The sequence below is a fragment of the Kitasatospora sp. cg17-2 genome, from assembly GCF_054031055.1.
The window spans coordinates 4199570-4220737 of sequence record NZ_CM132923.1 but is presented as its reverse complement, the minus strand read 5'-3'; the positions used below and the strand labels follow the sequence as shown (position 1 = coordinate 4220737).

The 21168-nt window shown below is 75.7% G+C and carries 14 protein-coding genes; 9 read left to right on the top strand and 5 right to left on the bottom strand.

The annotated features are described in order from the left end of the window. Positions 1 to 219: 219 nt before the first annotated feature. Both ACW14Y_RS17500 and pcrA read left to right on the top strand, forming a co-directional pair. Positions 220 to 1347 (top strand): acyltransferase family protein, encoded by a 1128-nt coding sequence (locus ACW14Y_RS17500; RefSeq protein ID WP_380305352.1) that lies wholly within the window; start codon positions 220 to 222, stop codon positions 1345 to 1347. A 58-nt stretch (positions 1348 to 1405) separates the two neighbouring features. Then, positions 1406 to 4045: a DNA helicase PcrA gene (gene pcrA / locus ACW14Y_RS17495; RefSeq protein WP_380305350.1), complete on the top strand. Its 2640-nt coding sequence runs from the start codon at positions 1406 to 1408 to the stop codon at positions 4043 to 4045. Positions 4046 to 4175: 130 nt separating this feature from the next. Here the strand turns inward: pcrA and ACW14Y_RS17490 are convergent, their stop codons facing one another. Beyond that, entirely contained in the window at positions 4176 to 4991 is an 816-nt protein-coding gene (locus ACW14Y_RS17490) for a M23 family metallopeptidase (protein WP_380384092.1), read from the bottom strand. Positions 4992 to 5286: 295 nt separating this feature from the next. Between ACW14Y_RS17490 and ACW14Y_RS17485 the strand changes: the two genes are divergently transcribed. Beyond that, positions 5287 to 5694: a cobalamin B12-binding domain-containing protein gene (locus tag ACW14Y_RS17485; protein WP_030393356.1), complete on the top strand. Its 408-nt coding sequence runs from the start codon at positions 5287 to 5289 to the stop codon at positions 5692 to 5694. 82 nt (positions 5695 to 5776) lie between these two features. Here ACW14Y_RS17485 and ACW14Y_RS17480 read toward each other — a convergent pair whose 3' ends face one another. Together ACW14Y_RS17480 and ACW14Y_RS17475 are read right to left on the bottom strand one after the other, a co-directional pair. Further along, on the bottom strand, positions 5777 to 7357 hold the full coding sequence (locus ACW14Y_RS17480; protein ID WP_456987539.1) for a DUF5691 domain-containing protein: 1581 nt from the start codon (positions 7355 to 7357) through the stop codon (positions 5777 to 5779). Between the two features lie 148 nt (positions 7358 to 7505). After that, complete coding sequence (locus ACW14Y_RS17475) at positions 7506 to 8831, bottom strand: SWIM zinc finger family protein (protein ID WP_456987537.1); 1326 nt, start codon at positions 8829 to 8831, stop codon at positions 7506 to 7508. Positions 8832 to 9021: 190 nt separating this feature from the next. Between ACW14Y_RS17475 and ACW14Y_RS17470 the strand changes: the two genes are divergently transcribed. The 5 genes from ACW14Y_RS17470 (at position 9022) to sucD (ending at position 16274) form a co-directional block, all read left to right on the top strand. Continuing rightward, complete coding sequence (locus ACW14Y_RS17470; RefSeq protein WP_380437825.1) at positions 9022 to 10116, top strand: ATP-binding protein; 1095 nt, start codon at positions 9022 to 9024, stop codon at positions 10114 to 10116. Positions 10117 to 10222: 106 nt separating this feature from the next. Further along, positions 10223 to 12562 carry a DUF5682 family protein gene (locus tag ACW14Y_RS17465; RefSeq protein ID WP_402722368.1) on the top strand — a complete coding sequence of 780 codons (2340 nt, stop codon included), beginning with the start codon at positions 10223 to 10225 and terminating at the stop codon, positions 12560 to 12562. Positions 12563 to 12615: 53 nt separating this feature from the next. Beyond that, complete coding sequence (locus tag ACW14Y_RS17460) at positions 12616 to 13806, top strand: VWA domain-containing protein (protein WP_380384077.1); 1191 nt, start codon at positions 12616 to 12618, stop codon at positions 13804 to 13806. 391 nt (positions 13807 to 14197) lie between these two features. Further along, positions 14198 to 15370: an ADP-forming succinate--CoA ligase subunit beta gene (gene sucC, locus ACW14Y_RS17455; RefSeq protein ID WP_380384074.1), complete on the top strand. Its 1173-nt coding sequence runs from the start codon at positions 14198 to 14200 to the stop codon at positions 15368 to 15370. A 19-nt stretch (positions 15371 to 15389) separates the two neighbouring features. Next, complete coding sequence (sucD, locus tag ACW14Y_RS17450; RefSeq protein WP_266269855.1) at positions 15390 to 16274, top strand: succinate--CoA ligase subunit alpha; 885 nt, start codon at positions 15390 to 15392, stop codon at positions 16272 to 16274. Positions 16275 to 16409: 135 nt separating this feature from the next. Here sucD and ACW14Y_RS17445 read toward each other — a convergent pair whose 3' ends face one another. Further along, positions 16410 to 18650, bottom strand: coding sequence for a LuxR C-terminal-related transcriptional regulator (locus ACW14Y_RS17445; protein WP_456987533.1), 2241 nt, complete (start codon positions 18648 to 18650; stop codon positions 16410 to 16412). 135 nt (positions 18651 to 18785) lie between these two features. Here ACW14Y_RS17445 and ACW14Y_RS17440 point away from each other — a divergent pair, with 135 nt between their 5' ends. Continuing rightward, positions 18786 to 20276, top strand: coding sequence for a cell division protein PerM (locus ACW14Y_RS17440; protein WP_456987531.1), 1491 nt, complete (start codon positions 18786 to 18788; stop codon positions 20274 to 20276). 6 nt (positions 20277 to 20282) lie between these two features. Here ACW14Y_RS17440 and ACW14Y_RS17435 read toward each other — a convergent pair whose 3' ends face one another. After that, on the bottom strand, positions 20283 to 20942 hold the full coding sequence (locus ACW14Y_RS17435) for a hypothetical protein (protein WP_380384065.1): 660 nt from the start codon (positions 20940 to 20942) through the stop codon (positions 20283 to 20285). Between the last annotated feature and the right edge of the window lie 226 nt (positions 20943 to 21168).

The following is a 21168-nucleotide window of genomic DNA, read 5'->3' as shown; positions in this document are numbered from 1 at the left end:
GAGCGGGGGGATTTTCGCGAGGGCGGGGCCGGAAGAACACCTTTCGAAATGTTGGAACGGTCGATATTCTCGCCGGGTCCTGCGTCCATCGTGCCGGAACTTCTTCGGAGGTGGAACCCGACCGCCTCCCGAATGAGTCCGATGTCCGCATTTCTGACGGAATCCGCCCACCTGTTGTCCGGAGATTCTCCGGTTCTGCCGCCGAAGGACCCGTCGCCGGTGCGCCGGCCCCGACTGTTCGCCCTGGACGGCCTGCGGCTGATCGCCGCGCTCAGTGTCCTGTCCTTCCACTGGACGGCGGAGAGCGAGGTCCCGGAGATCTGGGGGGGCCGTACACCCGGCGAGTTCATGCCGGAGATATCCCGGTTCACCTCCTACGGCTGGCTCGGCGTGCAGTTGTTCTTCATCGTCAGCGGCTTCGTCATCTGCATGAGCTGCTGGGGCAGGAAGCCCGGGGACTTCTTCGTCTCGCGGGTGGTGCGGCTGATGCCGGCCTACTGGGCGGCGGTCCTTCTCACCACCGCCGTACTGGTCCTCGTGCCCACGCTCGGCCGGGCCGCGGCCAGGGACGGCATCGATCTGCGGACCTTCCTGGCCAACTTCACGATGTTCCAGGGGCCGCTGGGCACCAAGTACGTGGACGGCGTCTACTGGACGCTCTGGATGGAGCTCCAGTTCTACCTGCTGTTCGCGGTGGTCGTCCGTATGGGCCTGAGCTACCGCCGGGTGACGGCCTTCTGCGGAATCTGGCTGGTGGCGTCGCTGCTGCTGCCCCAGGCCGGGAATCCGCTGCTGACCGGCTTCGTGATGCCGTTGGAGGCCCCGTACTTCATCGCGGGCGTGGCGATCTACCTGATGTACCGCTTCGGCCCGAACCTGATGCTCTGGGGGATCGTCGGTTTCACCTGGCTGGTCTCGGTGGCCCGCGTCGACGAGCTGAAGAAGGGTTTCGAGGTCGCGGCCGGCCACCCGCTCTCCTGGAACGTCGTGGTCCTGGTGATCACCCTCTCGTACGGGCTGATCGTCGCGGTGGCCCTCGGATACTTCGGTTGGGCGCGGTGGAAGTGGCTCACCGTCGCCGGTGCCCTGACGTATCCGCTCTACCTGATCCACCAGGAAGCGGGCTGGACCATGATCCACTGGCTCCGTTCCCTGGGGGCGCGGACGCCGGTGGCGCTCGGGGTGTCCCTCGTCTCGGCCCTGGTCGCGGCCTGGCTGCTGCACCGGCTGGTGGAACGCCCCCTCGGCGATCTGCTGAAGCGCCGGCTCTCGCGGTCGATCGAGGCGATGCGTGACAGTTCCGGGCCGTCCGGTGGCCGTCGGGCGGCCGCGGAGCGGGCGGGCTAGGCGGTCCGCCCGGGGCCGGGCGGGGTTGTCGGTGGGTGGCCATAGACTCGTCATTGCCATGAATAGCCTCTTTGACGACCTCCCGCTCCCCGGTTTCGAGGCCCCTGCCGCCGGGTCGAAGCAGCCCGCGCCGCCGATCGACGAGGAGCCGCCGCCGTACGAGGACGACGTCCCGTACGACGCCTTCGAGGAGGCGATCCCCGAGGGGCTGTTCCACACCGACCACGCCGCGCAGGCCGAGCGGGACGCCTTCTACCGCAACGGCGCCGCCCGTCCGGTGATCGACCCGGCGGCGCTGCTGGAGGGCATGAACGACCCGCAGCGCGAGGCCGTGCTGCACGCCGGTTCGCCGCTGCTGATCGTGGCCGGGGCCGGCTCCGGCAAGACCAGGGTGCTCACCCACCGGATCGCCCACCTGCTCGGCGCCCGCGGCGTGCAGCCCGGCGAGGTCCTGGCGATCACCTTCACCAACAAGGCGGCCGGCGAGATGCGCGAGCGCGTCGAGCAGCTGGTCGGCCCGCGCGCCCGGGCGATGTGGGTGTCCACCTTCCACAGCGCCTGTGTGCGGATCCTGCGCCGCGAGTCCAAGCTGCTCGGCTTCACCTCGTCGTTCTCGATCTACGACTCGGCCGACTCGCAGCGTCTGATGGCCCTGGTCTGCCGGGATCTCGACCTCGATCCGAAGCAGTACCCGCCGAAGTCCTTCACCTCGAAGGTCAGCAACCTCAAGAACGAGCTGATCGACGAGGAGACCTACGCCGACCAGGCCGCCAACCCGATGGAGAAGAAGCTCGCCGAGGCGTACTTCCTCTACCAGCGGCGGCTGCGCGAGGCCAACGCGCTCGACTTCGACGACATCATCATGACGACGGTGAACCTGCTCCAGGCCTTCCCCGACGTCGCGGAGCACTACCGGCGGCGGTTCCGGCACATCCTGGTCGACGAGTACCAGGACACCAACCACGCCCAGTACATGCTGGTCCGGGAGCTGAGCGGCGGCGCGGTCGCCGCCGCGCCGAAGCGCACCGTCGACGGTGACCTCGTCGACCCGGCGGCCGGCCGGCTCGCCGAGGTGCCGCCCGCCGAGCTGTGCGTGGTCGGTGACGCGGACCAGTCGATCTACGCCTTCCGCGGCGCGACGATCCGCAACATCCTCCAGTTCGAGGAGGACTACCCGAACGCCACCACGATCCTGCTGGAGCAGAACTACCGCTCCACCCAGACCATCCTGAGCGCGGCCAACGCCGTCATCGAGCGCAACGCCAACCGGCGCGCGAAGAAGCTCTGGACGGCCGGCGACGACGGCGAGAAGGTCGTCGGCTACGTCGCGGACGACGAGCACGGCGAGGCCCAGTTCATCGCCGACGAGATCGACCGGCTCACCGACGCGGACGCGGCCAAGCCCGGGGACGTCGCGATCTTCTACCGCACCAACGCGCAGTCCCGCGTGTTCGAGGAGGTGTTCATCCGGGTCGGCCTGCCGTACAAGGTCGTCGGCGGGGTGCGCTTCTACGAGCGCAAGGAGGTGAAGGACGTCCTCGCCTACCTGCGGGTGCTGTCCAACCCCGAGGACACCGTGCCGCTGCGCCGGATCCTCAACGTGCCCAAGCGGGGCATCGGCGAGCGCGCCGAGGCGATGATCGACGCGCTGGCCGCGCGCGAGCGGATCTCCTTCGCGCAGGCGCTGCGCCGGGTCGACGAGGCGTACGGCATGGCCGCGCGCTCGGCCAACGCGGTGAAGAAGTTCAACGAGCTGATGGCCGGGCTGCGCCAGGTCGTCGAGTCCGGGGCGGGCCCGGCCGCGGTGCTGGAGGCGGTGCTGGAGGAGACCGGCTACCTGGCCGAGCTGCAGGCCTCCACGGACCCGCAGGACGAGACCAGGGTGGAGAACCTCCAGGAGCTGGCCTCGGTCGCCCTGGAGTACGAGCAGGACCCGGGCGAGCGTCCGGACGCGGGGGAGGACGGCGCGCCGCCGGTCGGCTCGCTGCCCGACTTCCTGGAGCGGGTCGCGCTGGTCGCCGACTCGGACCAGATCCCCGACGGGGACGACGAGGGCCGGGGCGTCATCACGATGATGACCCTGCACACCGCCAAGGGCCTGGAGTTCCCGGTGGTCTTCCTGACCGGCATGGAGGACGGCATCTTCCCGCACATGCGGGCGCTCAACCAGGTCAAGGAGCTGGAGGAGGAGCGGCGGCTCGCCTACGTCGGGCTCACCCGGGCGCGGCAGCGGCTCTACCTGACCAGGTCGGTGCTGCGCAGCGCCTGGGGGCAGCCGGCGTACAACCCGGCCTCGCGCTTCCTGGAGGAGATCCCGGAGACGCTGGTGGAGTGGAAGCGCACGGGGGGCGTACCGGCGCCGGCCGCGCGCGGCTTCTCCTCGGGGTCGTCCTGGGGCGGGAGGTCCTCGGGCGGCTCGGGCGGTTCGGGCGGTTCGTCGCGCGGGGGCTCCGCGCGCGGTGCTGCGGCGGCCTCGCCGAAGGCGGGCTGGGGGCAGTCGGCGCGCCGTGCGGGCGCGGCGGTGGAGCGGGAAGTGGTCGCGCTGGCGGTCGGCGACCGGGTCACCCACGACACCTTCGGCCTGGGCACGGTGGTGGCCACCAGCGGGGTCGGCGACAAGGCGCAGGCCACGGTGGACTTCGGTACGGAGGGCCGCAAGCAGCTGCTGCTGCGCTACGCGCCGGTGGAGAAGCTCTGAGCCGGTCGTCCGGTCGGTGACCCGGCCCGCGGTCCGGTCGGTGACCCGGCCTGACCTGACCTGACCTGACCTGTGGCCCGGTCGGTGGTCCGGCCCGCGGCCTGATCGGGGTCGCTCGGCCCGCGCTGCCTCAGCGCGGGTCGAGGCCCTGGGCGAGGAACCAGGGCAGCGGGTCGACGGGGGCGCCGCCGTCGGCCGGGCGGATCTCGAAGTGCAGGTGCGGGCCGGTGCTGTTGCCGCTGCTGCCGACGAAGGCGATGACGTCGCCCGCCTTCACCGTGCCCTTGCGGATCTTGTACGACCGCAGGTGGCAGTACCAGGCCTCGGTGCCGTCGGCCATCTTGAGTATCGTCATGTAGCCGTACGAAGGGTTCCACTGGGTCCGGACGGTGCCGTCCGTGACGGCCATGACGGCGGTGCCGCCGTCCACCGGGAAGTCGATACCGGTGTGCCGCTTCGACCAGTGGGTGCCGGCCGCGCCGAAGACCTCGCCCAGGCCGTGCTGGGCCACCGGCATCGCGATCCTGGGGCGCTCAGGCGGGGCCTGGTCGGTCGTGGTGACCTGGGCGGCCGGCTGCCCGGCGGGGTCGGCCGCGCCCTGGGTGCCGGTGAGCGGCTGGCGGGCGTCGCCCCGGGAGGCCTGGGCGCCGCCGCCGGAGGCGAGCGCCTGCTGGGCGGCCTGGGCGGCCTGGGCGGTGTCCGCGGCGGCGGCGGTCTGCTCGGGGATCCGGCCGGTCGCCTGGGCGCGCTGCTGGTCGGCCTCGCCCTGGACGGTGACGGCGGCCGCGGCCGCGACACCGAGCGCGGCCACCGAGGGCAGCGCGACGCGCAGCAGCGCCGTCCGGGTGGCAGCCTTGGCGGCGTCGCGGCGCTGGGCCCGGGACTGCTCGCGGGCGGCGACGCGCAGTTCCGCACGGGTCGGGCGAGGTGCGGCTTCGGGAGCCATCGCGGCTGCCTCCTCGGGCGCGTCGTCGGACGAGGGGGTAAACGACCGAGACTGTAGCCGCAAGCCCGACATCCGGACAAAAGTCCGGTTGTCAAGGGGCTGTGGGCGTGCGGTTGCGGGGTAGAAGCCGGGGAAGGGCGGCGGGCGCCTGTGATTTTCCCCTCCTCTTGAGGGGCGGCGGGCCCAACCGGGACGGGTGGCGCTAACCTCCCCTCAGATTGGTTATTGCTCGTTAACTCCGCTCCATGCCCACAAGGCCCGGCGGGGGATGGACGACGAGGTCCAGGAGGCAGTGATGGGTGTGTCAGGACCGATCCGCGTGGTGGTCGCCAAGCCGGGGCTGGACGGGCACGACCGAGGCGCCAAGGTCATCGCGCGCGCCCTGCGCGACGCCGGCATGGAGGTCATCTACACCGGCCTGCACCAGACGCCGGAGCAGGTGGTCGACACCGCGATCCAGGAGGACGCGGACGGCATCGGCCTGTCGATCCTGTCCGGCGCGCACATGAGCCTGTGCACGCGGGTGCTGGAGCTGCTGAAGGAGCGGGACGCGGCGGACATCAAGGTGTTCTGCGGCGGGATCATCCCGCCCGAGGACATCGTCGAGCTGAAGGCGATGGGTGTCGCCGACATCTTCACGCCGGGCACGCCGACCACCGAGGTGGTCGCCTGGGTCACGGCCAACCTGCGCGCCGCCGGCTGACAGCCGGGCCGGGGCCGGGCGCGACGTCCGGCCCCGATCCGTTCCGCCCTCGCCGCTTCGCCCGGTCCGGGGCCGGTCCGGGTCAGGCCGCCAGTTCGGCGAGCATCGCCTCGCGGAAGCGCAGCGTCCCGGCCAGCCGGGCGAAGGTCTCGCCCCAGGCGGTGGCGGGCGCGGCCCCGGCGGCCAGTTCCTCGACCGCTCCGGCGGCCGTCGGCGAGAGCGCCCGCTCGGTCATGCCGAGCACCCCGCTGTGGCTCCACGGGTAGGCCCCGGAACCGGCGGCCCGGGCCAGGGCCCCGACCACGGCGGTGGAGAGCGGCGGCGTCCAGGGGGTGGCGCAGGCCCCGAGCAGCTGGAAGGCGTCCCCCAGGCCGTGCGCCTCGACGAAGGCGGCCGTCCAGACGGCCCGTTCGGCGGGCGGCAGCACCGCGAGCAGCTTGGCCGGGGCACCGGTGGCGCGGGCCGTCCGCCCGGGACCGGCGACCGGCGGGGGGCCGAGCAGGGCGCGCGCCCAGTCGGGGTCCTGCTGGCGGACGGCGGCCCGGGCCCAGGCCTCGCGCAGGTCGTCGGCCCAGGTGCTGCTGGTCTCGTCGATGGCGTCGCCGACCCGCAGGCCGAGCAGTCGCTCGGGAGTCAGACCGGTGTGCGCGGACCAGAGGGCCAGCGGCGCGGCGGCGATCACCTCGCCGAACCACCAGGCCCGTTCGCCGCGCCCGGTCGGCGACTTGGGCGGTATGCCGTCGCGCTGCATGGCCGGGTCGCAGGCGGTCGGCGGGGTGACCAGCAGATGGGTGCCGTGCTCGGAGAGCCGGACGGCGGCGCGGGCCCGCTCTCCCATCCGGGCGGCCAGGGCGGAGCCGGGCAGGGTGGAGAGCAACTCGGCGGCGGTGGCCCGGACGTTCTTGCTGCGGTCGCCGAGCGCGGCCTCCAGGAACGGCTCGTCGGCGGGCGAGAGGCCCTCCTGGAGGGCGTCCAGGAACAGCAGCCGGTCCTCGGCCCGCTCGGTGGGCCAGGTGCCGCGCAGCAGCGCGAGGCCGGCCGCCGGGTCGCGGCGGCGGAGCAGGGTGAGGTGGGTGACCCGCTCGGCGAACAGGCCCTCGTGCCAGAGCCGGTCGCCCTCGGCGGGGGCGGTCTCCGCCGCCGGTGCCGGCGTCGGGGCGGCGCGCTGCACGAACCGCCAGTCCGGGTTGCGCTCGGCGAGCCAGCGGCCGAGCGGGCCGGCCAGCGCGACCGCGTCCGGGCGCAGTTCGCTGCGGGCGCGGGCGGCGTCCAGCAGGGCGGGGACGCTCGCGGCGGGTGCGCGGTAGCCGCGGTCGCGGGCGGTGGCGAGCCACTGCGGGAGCAGCTCGCCGTGGTTGGCGAGCACGCCCCCGCCGGTGCCGCGGGTGGAGAGCAGCAGCGAGAGCCGACGGGCGGCCGCGGCGGGCAGCTCCGCCCGGTGGTCCTCGGCGGCCGGGGCGGCGGGCGGGCCGGCCGCCGGGGCGGGCAGCGCGCCGGCCCGGCGGCGGACCGTCTCCAGGGCGGCGAGTTCGAGCAGGGCGGTGGCCGGGTCGGCGCGGTCGACGGCGCCGTCGTACGGGGCGGCCGGGCCGGGCGCGGGGAGCGGCCGGCGGTCGGTGCCCAGCAGGGCGGCGGTCTGCAGGGACTCCCAGGGGTCGGGCACGGGGCCTCCTCCGGTGGAACGGGTCGGGTCGGACGTCGGCCCGGACGTCGGGCCGGGTCGGTCGGGCCGGACGTCGGGTCGGTCGGGGCGGGCGGTTCGGGCGGTTCGGACCGAGTGGGTCGGACCGGGAGCGGGCGGGCCGGTCGGCTCAGGGCGCGGTGAGGCCGATCGGACGGCCGTCCGCGCCCCAGGCGGTGACCGGGGTGAAGCCCTGGTGGCCGTACTCGCCGAAGACGGTGAGCGGCCGGCCGGTGGAGACGGCGGCGAGCCGCCAGAGCGCGGCCTCGGTGACGGCCGCGCGGTGCACCGGGGCGGTGTGCCGGCCGTCGGTGAGCTGCCAGCCCTCGGGGGAGAGCACCGGCACGACCCCGGTGAGCACGGTCGGCCAGGCGTCCAGCCACGGATCGTCGGCCACCGCGGTGCCGTAGCAGGCCACCGCCTCGGCGACGGTCAGACCGGGCGGCGGGCCGTCGGGCGCGGCCCCGGGAGCGCCGTAGCGGGTGCCGAGGGCGGCCCGCAGCGGTCGGGCGCCGGGGTGGAAGGCCAGCTCGGCCTCGACCACCTGGCCGGTGGGCAGGGCGAGTTCGGGCGCCTGCCCGGGGCGGCCGAAGGCGATCAGCAGGGCCTGACGGCCGGTCTTGGCGCCGCGGAGCCAGAGCCGACGGGTGGTCAGCCGCTCGTCGGCGCCGCCCTCCATCGGCGAGGTGCGGCTGCCGAGCACCTGCCAGCGGTCCCGGACCGTCGGGCCGGCCAGCAGTTCGGCGGTCTCGGTGGTGTAGCCGACCCGGGCGCGCACGGTCGCGGCGAGCGGCGCGGGCAGTTCGCCGAGCCGGGTCGCGGCGGTGGCGAGCAGGTGGAGCATCGCGTATTCCTCCAGGAGTCGGTGCTGCGGCAGCGTGTCCAGCTCCCGGACCCTGGTGGCCAGGCCGGGTGCCTGGGCGTCGACCATGCGGGCCGCGACCTCCTCCCAGGGGCCGGCGGTGGAGCTGTCGGCGAGGCCGTGCCGGACCCGGTCGGCGAGCCGCAGCCGCAGCTCGGCGGCGCCTGCCGCGACCCGGGCGGAGCGCTTCCCGGCGCGCCGCAGGGCGGCGGCCGGGTCGGCCGGGGCCGAGGTCCGTGCGGCCCGCTGCCCGGACCGCTCCTGGCGCTCCTTCAGCCACTCGGCCGCCCAGTCGGCGGGCTCGGCGCCGCCGGGCACGGCGTCGGGGGAGCCGCTCCAGAGCAGCAGCAGTCCGAGCGCGTGCTTGCACGGGAACTTCCGGCTCGGGCAGCTGCACCGGTAGGCGGGCGCGGCGAGTTCGACGACCGTGCGGTACGGCGAGCTGCCGCTGCCCCGGCACTCGCCCCAGACCGCGTCGCCGTCGGTGCCCGCGGCCGACCAGGACGCGGACGTGGAGAGCTTGCCCGCGGCCTTCCGCGAGGCGGCGTCGGGCGCCAGGGACAGGACGTGTTCGGTGCTCCAGCGTTCCTCCATGCCGACGACGTTAGGCGCCGGCACTGACAGTCGACCCGGCCCCGGAGCGGCCCGAACTGAGGTCCGGTCAGGATTGTCAGTGGTCCGGTGCAGGCTGGTTGTCGCAGGCCGGGACGCCGATCCGGCTCCCCCCGACCACCCCGCCGCCCGGGCATCCGTGTGCCCGGAGGGCCGACCCGAAGGGGCCCCGATGACTGACCTCGTGACCGATGTCCTGCGGCAGCACGCGGAGGACGCGTTCGCCGACGAGCTGGCCGCGCTCGCGGCCCGGGACGACCGTCCGCGCCCGGAGCGCTGGCGGCTCTCCCCGTGGGCCGTCGCCACCTACCTGCTGGGCGGCGAGCTGGACGACGGCACCGTGATCACGCCCAAGTACATCGGCCCGCGCCGGGTGGTGGAGGTCGCCGTCACCACGCTCGCCACCGACCGGGCGCTGCTGCTGCTCGGGGTGCCGGGCACCGCCAAGACCTGGGTGTCCGAGCACCTGGCGGCGGCCATCAGCGGCGACTCCACCCTGCTGGTGCAGGGCACCGCGGGCACCCCGGAGGAGGCGGTCCGCTACGGCTGGAACTACGCCCGGCTGCTCACCGACGGGCCCAGCCGGGAGGCGCTCGTCCCCTCGCCGCTGATGCGGGCGATGGCGGACGGCCGGATCGCCCGGGTCGAGGAGCTCACCCGGATCCCGGCGGACGTCCAGGACAGTCTGATCACCATCCTGTCCGAGAAGACCCTGCCGATCCCGGAGCTGGGCACCGAGACCCAGGCCGTGCGCGGATTCAACGTCATCGCCACCGCCAACGACCGCGACCGGGGGGTCAACGAGCTGTCCAGCGCGCTGCGCCGCCGCTTCAACACCGTGGTGCTGCCGCTGCCCGGCTCGCTGGAGGAGGAGGTCGAGATCGTCACCCGCCGGGTCGAGCAGCTCGGCCGCTCGCTCCAGCTGCCCGAACTGCCGGGCGGCGCGCAGGAGATCAGGCGGGTGGTGACCGTCTTCCGGGAGCTGCGGGCCGGCCTCACCGCCGACGGCCGGACGAAGGTGAAGATCCCGAGCGGCACCCTGTCCACCGCCGAGGCCATCTCGGTGGTCACCAACGGCCTGGCGCTCGCCGCGCACTTCGGCGACGGGGTGCTGCGGGCCGGCGACGTCGCGGCCGGGGTGATCGGCGCCGTGGTCCGGGACCCGGCCGCCGACCAGCAGATCTGGCGCGAGTACGTCGAGGGCGTGGTCCGCGAGCGGGACGGCTGGCAGGACTTCTACCGCGCCGCCCGTGAGAACGCCCGCTGAGCAGCACGACCGCGGCAACGTACGGACGCGGGAACGTACGACCGCGACAACGTACGGACGCAGGAACGCGGGAACGCAGGAATCGCCGACGACGGGAGGGGGCGCGATGAGCGCAGAGGTGACGCTGCTGGGCGTACGGCACCACGGGCCGGGCTCGGCCCGCGCGGTGGCGGCCGCGCTGGAGCGGCTGCGGCCGGACGCGGTCCTGGTGGAGGGGCCGCCGGAGGCGGAGCCGATCCTCGGGCTGGCCGCGGAGAAGGACATGGTGCCGCCGGTCGCCCTGCTGGCCCACGCGGCCGACGACCCGGCCCGGGCCGCGTTCTGGCCCTACGCCGAGTTCTCGCCGGAGTGGGTGGCGATCCGCCACGCCGTCGACCGGGGCGTGCCGCTCCAGTTCATCGACCTGCCGGCCGGGCACTCCTTCGCCGAGGGCGGGGACGGCGGCGCCGAGGAGGAGGACGCCGCCCTGCCGCGCGACCCGATCGCCCGGCTCGCCGAGGCGGCCGGCCACGACGACCCCGAACGCTGGTGGGAGGACGTCGTCGAGCACCGCCGCCCCGCCGACGGCGAGGACGCGCTCGCGCCGTTCGCGGCCGTCGCCGAGGCGATGGCGGTGCTGCGCGAGGACGGCGGAGCGAGCCTGCGCGACCGGCAGCGCGAGGCGTACATGCGCGGCCGGATCCGCGCCGCCCGCCGGGCCGGCCACCGCCGGATCGCGGTGGTCTGCGGGGCCTTCCACGTCCCCGCGCTGGCCGAGTCGCCGACCGTCGCCCAGGACCGGGCGCTGCTCGCCGGGCTGCCGAAGAAGGTGCGGACCGAGGTCACCTGGGTGCCCTGGACGCACCGCCGGCTCTCCCAACTGGCCGGGTACGGCGCCGGGATCGTCTCCCCGGGCTGGTACCACCACCTGCACCGGACGGACGGCGACCCGCTGCCCGGCTGGCTCACCCGGGCCGCCGGACTGCTCCGCGCCGAGGACCACCCGGTCTCCTCCGCGCACGTCATCGAGGCGGTCCGGCTGGCCCGCGCCCTCGCCGGGCTGCGCGGCCGCCCGCTGGCCGGGCTGACCGAGACGCTGGACGCCGTCCGCGCGGTGATGTGCGAGGGCTCGGACGTCGCCCTCGCGCTGGTCCGGGACCGGCTGGTGATCGGCGACGCGCTCGGCTCGGTGCCCGAGGACGCTCCCGCCGTCCCGCTCCAGCGCGACCTGGCCCGGCTCCAGCGCACCCTGCGGCTCAAGCCCGCGCCCGAACCGCGCGACCTCGACCTCGACCTGCGCAAGGAGACCGACGCGGCCCGTTCCCGGCTGCTGCACCGGCTGCGGCTGCTGGGCGTCGACTGGGGTGTGCCGGTCCGCTCCCAGGTCGCCTCCACCGGCACCTTCCGGGAGAGCTGGCGGCTGTGCTGGCAGCCCGAGTTCGCCGTCCGGATCGCCGAGGCCGCCCAGTGGGGCACCACGGTCGAGCGGGCGGCGGTCGGCAAGGCCGTCGGCACCGCCCGGGCGGCGGCCGAACTCGCCGAGCTCACCGGGCTGGTGGAGACCTGCCTGGTGGCCGACCTGGCCGAGGCGCTGCCCGCCGTGATGCGGGTGCTCGCCGACCTCGCCGCCCTGGACACCGATGTCGCCCACCTGGCCCGCGCCCTGCCCGCGCTGGTCCGCGCGCTGCGCTACGGCGACGTCCGGGGCACCGACCACGGCGCCCTCGGCGAGGTCGCCGCCGGGCTCGCCGACCGGATCCGGGTCGGCCTGCCGCCCGCCTGCACCGGACTGGACGCCGCCGGCGCCGCCGCGATGCGCGCCCACCTCGACGAGGTGCACGGCGCGATCGGCCTGCTGGGCGACGGCGACGGCCTCGCCGACCGCTGGGCCGGCACGCTGCGGTCGCTCGCCCGGCGCGAGCCGTCCGGCGGACCGGCCACCGGGGTGCCCGGGCTGCTGCGCGGGCGGGCCGTCCGGCTGCTGCTGGACGACGGCCGGCTGGACCCGGCGGAGGCCGGGCGGCGGCTCGGCCTGGTGCTCTCCACCGCCAACGGCCCGGCGGACGCGGCCGGGTGGATCGAGGGCTTCCTGTCCGGCGGCGGCGCGCTGCTGCTGCACGACCCCCGGCTGCTGGGACTGCTGGACGCCTGGCTGACCGGCGTCCCGGCGGCGGTCTTCACCGATCTGCTGCCGCTGCTGCGCCGCACCTTCGCCACCCTGGAGGCCGGGGTCCGACACGCCGTCGGCAGCCGGGTGGCGGCCGGTCCGCTCGACTCCGGCGGCGCCGAACCGGCGGTGGAGGCCGCCGAGGTGGACCTCGCCCGGGCCGGCGCCGCGCTGCCGGTGGTCGCCCTGCTGCTCGGCCTGCCGGCCGGCGCCGCGGTCGGGGCCGAGGCCGTCCCCGCGGCCGCCCCCGGGGCCGACCGCCCGAGGATCCCCCGGCAGGCCGGGGGCCGCGACACCTGACGGCCACCGGCCACCCCCGCCCGTCCCGCAGACCGCAACCAGAGGAGCCCCCGATGGCCGCCGGCACCCCCCTGCCCCCCACCACCCCCGCCGACGAGCGGCTGCGCCGCTGGCGGCTGGTCCTCGGCGGCGAGGCCGACGGCACCGGCCGCGCCCTGCACGGCCGGGACGCCGCGATGGACGGCGCGCTCGCCGCGCTCTACCGGGGCGCCCCCGAGGAGGGCCGGGCCGGGCAGCCGCGCTCCGGGCGCCGCTCCGCCGGCCTGGGCGGCTCGGCCCCGCAGGTGGCCCGCTGGCTGGGCGACATCCGCGAGTACTTCCCGGCCACCGTCGTCCAGTTGATGCAGCAGGACGCGATCACCCGGCTCGGGCTGGAGCAGCTGCTGCTGGAACGGGAGATGCTGGAGGCCGTCGAGCCGGACGTCCACCTGGTCGCCACCCTGCTCTCGCTCAAGCACGCGCTGCCCGAGACCACCCGGGAGACCGCCCGCGCGGTCGTCGGCACGGTGGTCGCCGAGCTGGAGCGCAGGCTGGCCGACCGGACCAGGGCCACCGTCGGCGGCGCGCTGGACCGCGGCGCCCGGGTCGGCCGCCCGCGCCACCGCGACATCGACTGGGACCGCACCGTCCGGGCCAATCTGGCGAACTACCTGCCCGAGCACGGCACCGTCGTCCCCGAGCGGCTGGTCGGCTACGCCCGGGCCCGGCGCGCGGTGAAGAAGGACGTCGTCCTCTGCATCGACCAGTCCGGCTCGATGGCCGCGTCCGTGGTGCACGCGGCGGTGTTCGGCGCCGTGCTCGCCTCGATGAAGAGCCTGGACACCCGGCTGGTGGTCTTCGACACCTCGGTGGTCGACCTCACCGAGCAGCTCGCCGACCCGGTCGACGTGCTCTTCGCGACCCAGCTCGGCGGCGGCACCGACATCAACCGGGCGCTCGCCTACTGCCAGTCCCGGATCACCCGGCCGGCCGAGACGGTCGTCGTCCTGATCAGCGACCTCTACGAGGGCGGCATCCGGGACGGGATGCTCAAGCGGGTGGCCGCGATGAAGGCGGCGGGCGTCCAGTTCATCGCCCTGCTGGCGCTCTCCGACGAGGGCGCGCCGGCCTACGACCACGCGCACGCCGCCGCGCTGGCCGCCCTCGGCGCCCCGGCCTTCGCCTGCACCCCCGACGCCTTCCCGGAGATCATGGCGGCGGCGATCGGGAAGCGCCCGATCCCGGTCCCGGACCAAGGGGTGTGAAAAGGGGCCGGCCGCGGGTGGGGGGAAGGGTCCGTGTCCGGCGGCCGCGACCCGGGATGTCGGCCCGGCGCGCGCCGCTCTCACTCGTACGGGGGAACATGGGGCGTGGACGAGCAAACCCGCCGGTCCGAGCGCCGGGCGCACGCCCTCCGGGCTTTCTGTGACGGTTCTCACCAAAGACTGGCAGGCCCCGGGCGAAACAGGCCCGTCCGGCGGGGATAACCTGCCAGACGGACGTGACGCGCGTGTGAATTGACGTGTGCGCCCGTGGCTGTGTGGGCCGCAAGGCCGTACCTCTGCGTACCCGCACCGCCTCGACGACCCGCAGCGAAGATCCTGCCGTGGCACGCTCGTAGAGACACAATCCGCGACCACGAACAAGGACAAACACGTGGACCTGTTCGAGTACCAGGCGAGGGACATCTTCGCCAAGCACGGTGTTCCCGTGCTTGACGGCGATGTCATCGAGACCCCCGAAGCGGCTCGCGCCATCGCCGAGCGCTTCGGCGGCCGCGCCGTCGTCAAGGCTCAGGTGAAGGTGGGAGGCCGAGGCAAGGCCGGCGGCGTGAAGCTGGCCGCCGACCCGGCCGACGCTGTCGCCAAGGCCGAGCAGATCCTCGGCATGGACATCAAGGGCCACACCGTGCACAAGGTGATGCTGGCCCAGACCGCGGACATCAAGGACGAGTACTACGTCTCGTTCCTGCTGGACCGCACCAACCGCACCTTCCTGGCCATGGCCAGCGTCGAGGGCGGCGTGGAGATCGAGGTCGTCGCCGAGGAGAACCCCGACGCGCTCGCCAAGATCCCGGTCGACGCCAACGAGGGCTGCACCCCGGAGAAGGCCGCCGAGATCGTCGCCGCGGCGAAGTTCCCGGCCGAGGTCGCCGACCAGGTCGCCGACGTCCTGCAGAAGCTGTGGACCGTCTTCATCAAGGAGGACGCCCTCCTCGTCGAGGTCAACCCGCTGATCAAGTCCGGCGAGGGCAAGATCATCGCGCTCGACGGCAAGGTCTCCCTGGACGAGAACGCCGAGTTCCGCCAGCCGGAGCACGAGGCGCTCGAGGACAAGGCCGCGGCCAACCCGCTGGAGGCCGCCGCCAAGGCCAAGGGTCTCAACTACGTCAAGCTCGACGGTGCCGTCGGCATCATCGGCAACGGCGCGGGTCTCGTCATGAGCACCCTCGACGTGGTCGCGTACGCCGGTGAGAACCACGGCGGCGTCAAGCCCGCCAACTTCCTCGACATCGGTGGCGGCGCCTCCGCCGAGGTCATGGCGAACGGCCTGGAGATCATCCTCGGCGACGCCGACGTCAAGTCGGTCTTCGTCAACGTCTTCGGTGGCATCACCGCCTGTGACGCGGTCGCCAACGGCATCGTGCAGGCCCTCGCGCTGCTCGAGGAGAAGGGCGAGGCGGTCACCAAGCCGCTGGTCGTCCGTCTCGACGGCAACAACGCCGAGCTCGGCCGGCAGATCCTGACCGACGCCAACCACCCGCTCGTCGAGCAGGTGGACACCATGGACGGTGCGGCCGACCGCGCCGCCGAGCTGGCCAACAAGTAAGGAAGGGGACTTTCACACCATGGCTATCTTCCTTACCAAGGACAGCAAGGTCATCGTCCAGGGCATGACCGGCTCCGAGGGCATGAAGCACACCCGCCGCATGCTCGCCTCCGGCACCCAGATCGTCGGCGGTGTCAACCCGCGCAAGGCCGGCACCACCGTTGACGTCGACGGCACCGAGGTGCCCGTCTTCGGCACCGTCGCCGAGGCCATCGAGAAGACCGGTGCCGATGTCACCGTCATCTTCGTGCCGCCGAAGTTCACCAAGGACGCCGTCGTCGAGGCCATCGACGCCGAGATCGGCCTGGCCGTCGTCATCACCGAGGGCGTCCCGGTGCACGACACCGCCGCGTTCTGGGCCTACGCCGGTTCCAAGGGCAACAAGACCCGGATCATCGGCCCGAACTGCCCCGGTCTGATCAGCCCCGGACAGTCGAACGCCGGCATCATCCCGGCCGACATCACCAAGGCCGGCAAGATCGGCCTGGTCTCGAAGTCCGGCACCCTGACCTACCAGCTCATGTACGAGCTGCGGGACATCGGCTTCTCCTCGGCCGTGGGCATCGGCGGTGACCCGGTCATCGGCACCACCCACATCGACGCCCTCAAGGCGTTCCAGGAGGACCCGGAGACCGAGCTCATCGTCATGATCGGTGAGATCGGCGGCGACGCCGAGGAGCGTGCCGCGGCCTACATCGCCGAGCACGTCACCAAGCCGGTCGTCGGCTACGTCGCGGGCTTCACCGCCCCGGAGGGCAAGACCATGGGCCACGCCGGCGCCATCGTCTCCGGCTCCTCGGGCACCGCCCAGGCCAAGAAGGAGGCCCTCGAGGCCGCCGGTGTCAAGGTCGGCAAGACGCCGTCCGAGACCGCCCGCCTGGCCCGTGAGCTGTACAAGGGCTGACGCCCCCCGCTCGCGCACAGCGCCCCCGTACCGGCCTCGCCGGTACGGGGGCGCTGTCGTTCCCGGAGCCGCTCCCGTGCCGCTCCCGTACCGCTCCTGTGGTGCTCGGTGCTCGGTGCTCGGTGCTGTGCGGGGTCAGCGCGGTTGCCGGTGCTCCGTCGGGCAGGGACGCAGCACCCAGGACGCGCAGCCCGGCGACTCCGGGACCACCGCGGCCGGCGGCGGCAGCGCCACCCCGGCCCGGCCGCCCGCCGGCGGCCGGTACGGACCGTCCTCGCGGGGCGGCGGCGGATCCACCACGACCGGCTCCAGCCCCGGTGTCGGCGAGCACCAGAGGCTGTGGATCCCGGACGGCGCCCCGGCCTGGAGCAGCGGCAGCAGGGCGTCCGGCTCGGTCGCGAGCGTCGGGACCGGCGCGCAGAGCACCGGCGGCGGCGGGTCCGACGGCCGGAACAGCTCGCCCGGCCCGCCGCCCGCCAGCGTCGCCGCCACCGCGCCGCCGACGGCCACCGTCAGCAGCGCCGCCGCTCCCGTCCGGCTCACGTGCACCAGCCCCTGCCGGGCCCGCAGCAGCGGCACCGGCGGCCGGTGCGGCTCCGGCACCCCGCGCACCGCGGCCCGGTGCAGCAGCCCGGACAGCCGGTCCGCGAACCCGTCCGCCGCCGGATCCGGCCCCACCAGGTCCGGGACCCACTGCGCCAGCGCCGTCCGCGCCGCCCACACCCGCCCCTCGGCGGCGGCGACCGTGGACTCCACCTCCACCGCCACGGCGGCGGCCGGCAGCCCCAGGCCGTCGTGCAGCACCAGCGCCCGGCGCTGGGGGCGGGAGAGCCGGCGCAGCGCCTTGAGCAGGGCCCGGTCCCGGTCGGTGAGGCGGTCGTGGTCCGGCAGCACCGCCTGGGCCTCGTCCGCCGGCCGCACCTTGATCCGCCGGTGCGGCAACCGCCACGCGTGCGCCCGCCGGGGTCCGCCCCGGTGCCAGGGGGACAGCGCCAGTTCGAACGCCCGGATCCGCACCCACTGCTCGGGCCCGGCCCCGGCGGCCGGCTCCGGCCAGTGCCGCCGCGCCTCGCCGAACGCCCGTCCGACGCAGTGCACCGCCCGGTGCTTGCACGCGGTGAGCAGGAACACCTGCTGCACCAGCCGGGTGTGCGCCTCCTCGTACACCTCCTCGAACCCCGCGGGCGGGCGTTCGGTGCCGGCGGGGGACGGTGTCGGTCCGGACCGGGTTCCGGGCCCGGCCGCCGTACCCGTCGGGCGGGTCTCGCCGCCCCGGTCCGTCCGGCCCGCGCGTCCGGCGGCGGGGGACGGGCCGGTCGCGGCCTTGTCGGCGGTCGGGCGGGCCTCGGTGCCTCGGCGGTCCGTGGGGCCGGGGCCGGTCGTGCTCCTGTCCGCGGTCGGCGCGGGCGCGGCCGGAGCTCCGGTCCTGGCCGTCACGCCCGTCGGGCGGGACTCGGTGCCCCGCCGGCCCGTGGGGCCGGGGCGTCCACCGGCGGCGGGGGTGGGGCCGGTGGCGGCCTCGGGGGCGGTCGGCGCGGGCGCGGACCGGGTTCCGGCCCCGGCCGTCACGCCCGTCGCCCGGGGCTCGGGGCCCTTGCCCGTGCGCGTCGGCCGCGTGGGCGTGGGCGCGGGCGCGGGCGCGGTGCCGGACGGCTGTGCGGCGGTGGCCCCGTCCGCGCCGACCATGCCCGGCCGGGTCCGTGCGGGCTTCGGATCCGTCACGGGCGTCACGGGCGTGTCCGCCGTGGCGTTCCGGGCCGCCGACGGCGACGGTCGGCCGGTGCGCGCGGTCCCGGCCGTCGGCGCGGCGGGTGCCGGCCGGGACCGGACGGCCTTCCGGGCCGGGGCGTCCCCGGGCGCGGCCGGTCGGTGGCCGTCGCCACCCGCACCGGCCTTCGCCGCAGCGGCAGCTGACGCCGGATCTGCGGCCCCGGCCCCGACCCCGGCCGAGGCAGGGGCCGACGAGGCAGCCGCCCCCGGCGCCGGCAGCAGCGCCGCCAGGGCGGCGATCTCGGCCTGTGTACGGGTGCCCAGCTTGCGCAGGGCGCGGTGCTGGTAGCTGCGGGCCGTGGTCGGGGTGACGCCCAGGGCGGTGGCGGTCTCGGCGAGGTCCCGGCCGGCCGCGAGGTGGGCGAAGGCCTCGGCCTCACGGGCCGTCAGTCGGCGCAGCAGGGCCGCCGCGTCCGCGTCCGGCGTCCCCCCGCCGTTCTGCGCGGCCCCGTCCGTCCCGGTGGTGGAGCCGGTCCGGCCCCGGCCGCCCTTGCGCTTGCCGGGGCGACCCTTCCCGCCGCGGTTCGGCGCGGGGGGCGCGGCGGCGGGTGCGGCGGGAGGTGCGGGCTGGGTGCCGGTGCGGGCGGCGGTCGGGGGCTTGGTCATCAGACGCTCCGGGCCGGATCGGTCGCGGCGGTGAGAGGGCATGGTCTGAAAATGCGCATAAGCCAATAATCTGGGACACCCCGGCAGTTTGCCTCTTCACGGAGCATGGCGAGTCGCCTTGGCACGATGAGGCCCATGACGCAGCTGACGGGTCGTCCGATTCTGGGAGCGCCGGGCGAACTGGGGGCCAGGCCCGTCCTCTCCGCCCTGCTCGCCGGGGTCCGGACGGCCCTGCTCGGGCTGTCGGTGGTCACCGTTCCGGTGCTCGGGCTCTGGGTGGTGACCCCCTTCGCGGACGACGGCGCGACCGGGGCGCTGCGGCTGGCGTCCGCGTTGTGGCTGCTGGGGCACGGTGCGCCGGTGCTGCGCGGGCCGGCCGGGGTGCCGCTCTCGGTCGCTCCGCTGGGGCTGGGGCTGCTGGCGGTGGGCCAGTTGTACCGGGCGGCGGGCCGGGTGGCGGCGCGCGGCGTGGGACGGCCGGTGGGCCGGGGCGGGGTCCCGGCGGTCTGGGCCGGCTACTGCGCGGTGGCGTGCGCGGTGGTGGCGCAGTGCGCGGGGGCGGGGGAGTTCCGGGCCCGGGTGGTGGCCGACCTCGCCGTGGTCGCGCTGGTGGCCGGCGCGGCGGTGGCGGCCGGGGCGCGGCGGCCGGGGGCGGCCCCGGTCGGGGTGGAGGCCCTGGAACGGGCGCTGGCCGGATTGCCGGAACGGGTTCGGCCGACCGGCGGCGCGCCGGTGGTCCGGGTGGCCGCGCTCGCGGCCGGGGCGGGGTTGCTGGCGGTCGGCGGACTGGTGGTCGCGGTGGCGGCGGTGCTGACCGCGGTGGGCGGGGGCGCCGGGTCGGCGGTGTTCTCGGGCGGGCCGGCGGCGGTGGCCGGGGTGCTGCTGCTGGCCCTGGTACTGCTGCCGAACACGGTGCTGTGGGGCGCGGCGTACGCGCTCGGGCCCGGGTTCGCGGTGGGGGCCGGGACGGTGGTGTCGCCGGTGCGGACGGCGCTGGGCCCGGTGCCGGAGTTCCCGCTGTTCGCGCTGCTCCCGGAGCCCGGGGCGGGCGGCTGGCGGCTGGCGGTGTGCGCGCTGCCCGCGCTGGCGGGTGTGGTGCCGGGGCTGCTGCTGGGCCGGGCGGCCTCGGCGGACGGCGGTCTGCGGGTCGGCGGGCGGGCGTCCGGGCCGGTGCGGCCGGGTGCCCCGTGGCCGGTGGCGGCGACGGTGGTGGCGGCGCTGGCGTCGGGGCTGCTGGTCGGCGGTGCGGCGGCGGGGCTGGGGTGGCTCGCCGGCGGGGCGCTGGGGGCGGGCCGGATGGCGGAGCTGGGGCCGGTGCCGTGGTGGACGGCGCCGGCGGCGGCGGGCTGGGTCGCGGTGGTGTCCGCCCCGGTCGCGGTGCTGACGCGGTCCCGGGCGCTGCGGGCGGCGGCGGGCGGCCCGGACAGGTCGTGGCGGTCCGGCGTCCGACTCGCCCCGGGGGCGCTCGCCGTGACCGCCCGCCGGGGCGCGCTCCTGCTGCGCGCCCGCGCCTACGGCCTGGTCACCCGCCTGGCCGGAGCCCCCGGTGTCCCGAAGGCCGAGGAGGCCCCGAAGACCCCGGACGCCCTGAAGGCCCCCGGCGCCCCCGGCGGCCCGGCGCGCTGACCGGGCTCAGTCGCTCTTCGTGGTGATGTCCACGTACCACTGCGGCGCGAGCCGGTCGCAGCCGTCGGCGCCGCTGGAGGTCAGCGAGTCCTGCACGCAGGTCACGTAGTCGTTGTAGTAGAGCGCGAGGCCGAGGACGGAGGAGACGAAGACCACCGTCATCGCGCCGGTCAGGATGCCGGCCAGCGCGGCCGGGGTGAGCGGGTTCTGCGCGCCGGTGCCGGTGCCGACGCCGTTGACGGCGGACGCCGGGGTGCCGCCGTCGGTGGCGGAGGGCCGCGGGGCGCGCATCGCGGAGACGCCCCAGACGATGGCGAGCGCGCCGACGAACAGGGCGACGTAGTGCAGCGCGGCGAACGCGCAGACCAGCGCGGCCATGCCGGCCAGCGCGGCGTTGCGGGCCTTGCGCTGGGCGGGGTCGTTCGGGTCGAGCCGGGGCGGCTGCGGCGCGGGCGGGCGGGGGTTCCAGCCGCCGCCCTGGTAGCCGGGGCTCCACGGGTGGGGCGGCGGGACGAGCGGACGGTCGTCCGGGTCGCCCTCCTGGCCCTCGGGCCGGTCGGGGTCGCCGGTGGGCTGGGGAGCGCGCGGGCGCCACGGCTGCTCGGGGGCATCCGCCGGCGGCGGCGCGAAGGGGTTGCGCTCGCCGGTGTCGTCACCGCTGCTCATGGTTCGGCCATTCCTTCTCGGTCGGTGGGGCGGGTGCCCGCGCCACCCTATGTTCCCGCGGGCCCCAGTGGGGGGTCCGGGCACGTCCGGGGGCCCGGGAGTCGGCGGTCCGCCGGGGCCCGGTCCCGGCTCCGGACGGCCGGCGAGATCCCGGTCTCAGCTACGCGCGTAGCCCCGGGCGGTGTTTCGGAGGCCGTCCGACCAGCCGTTATGGTGGTGACGGTCA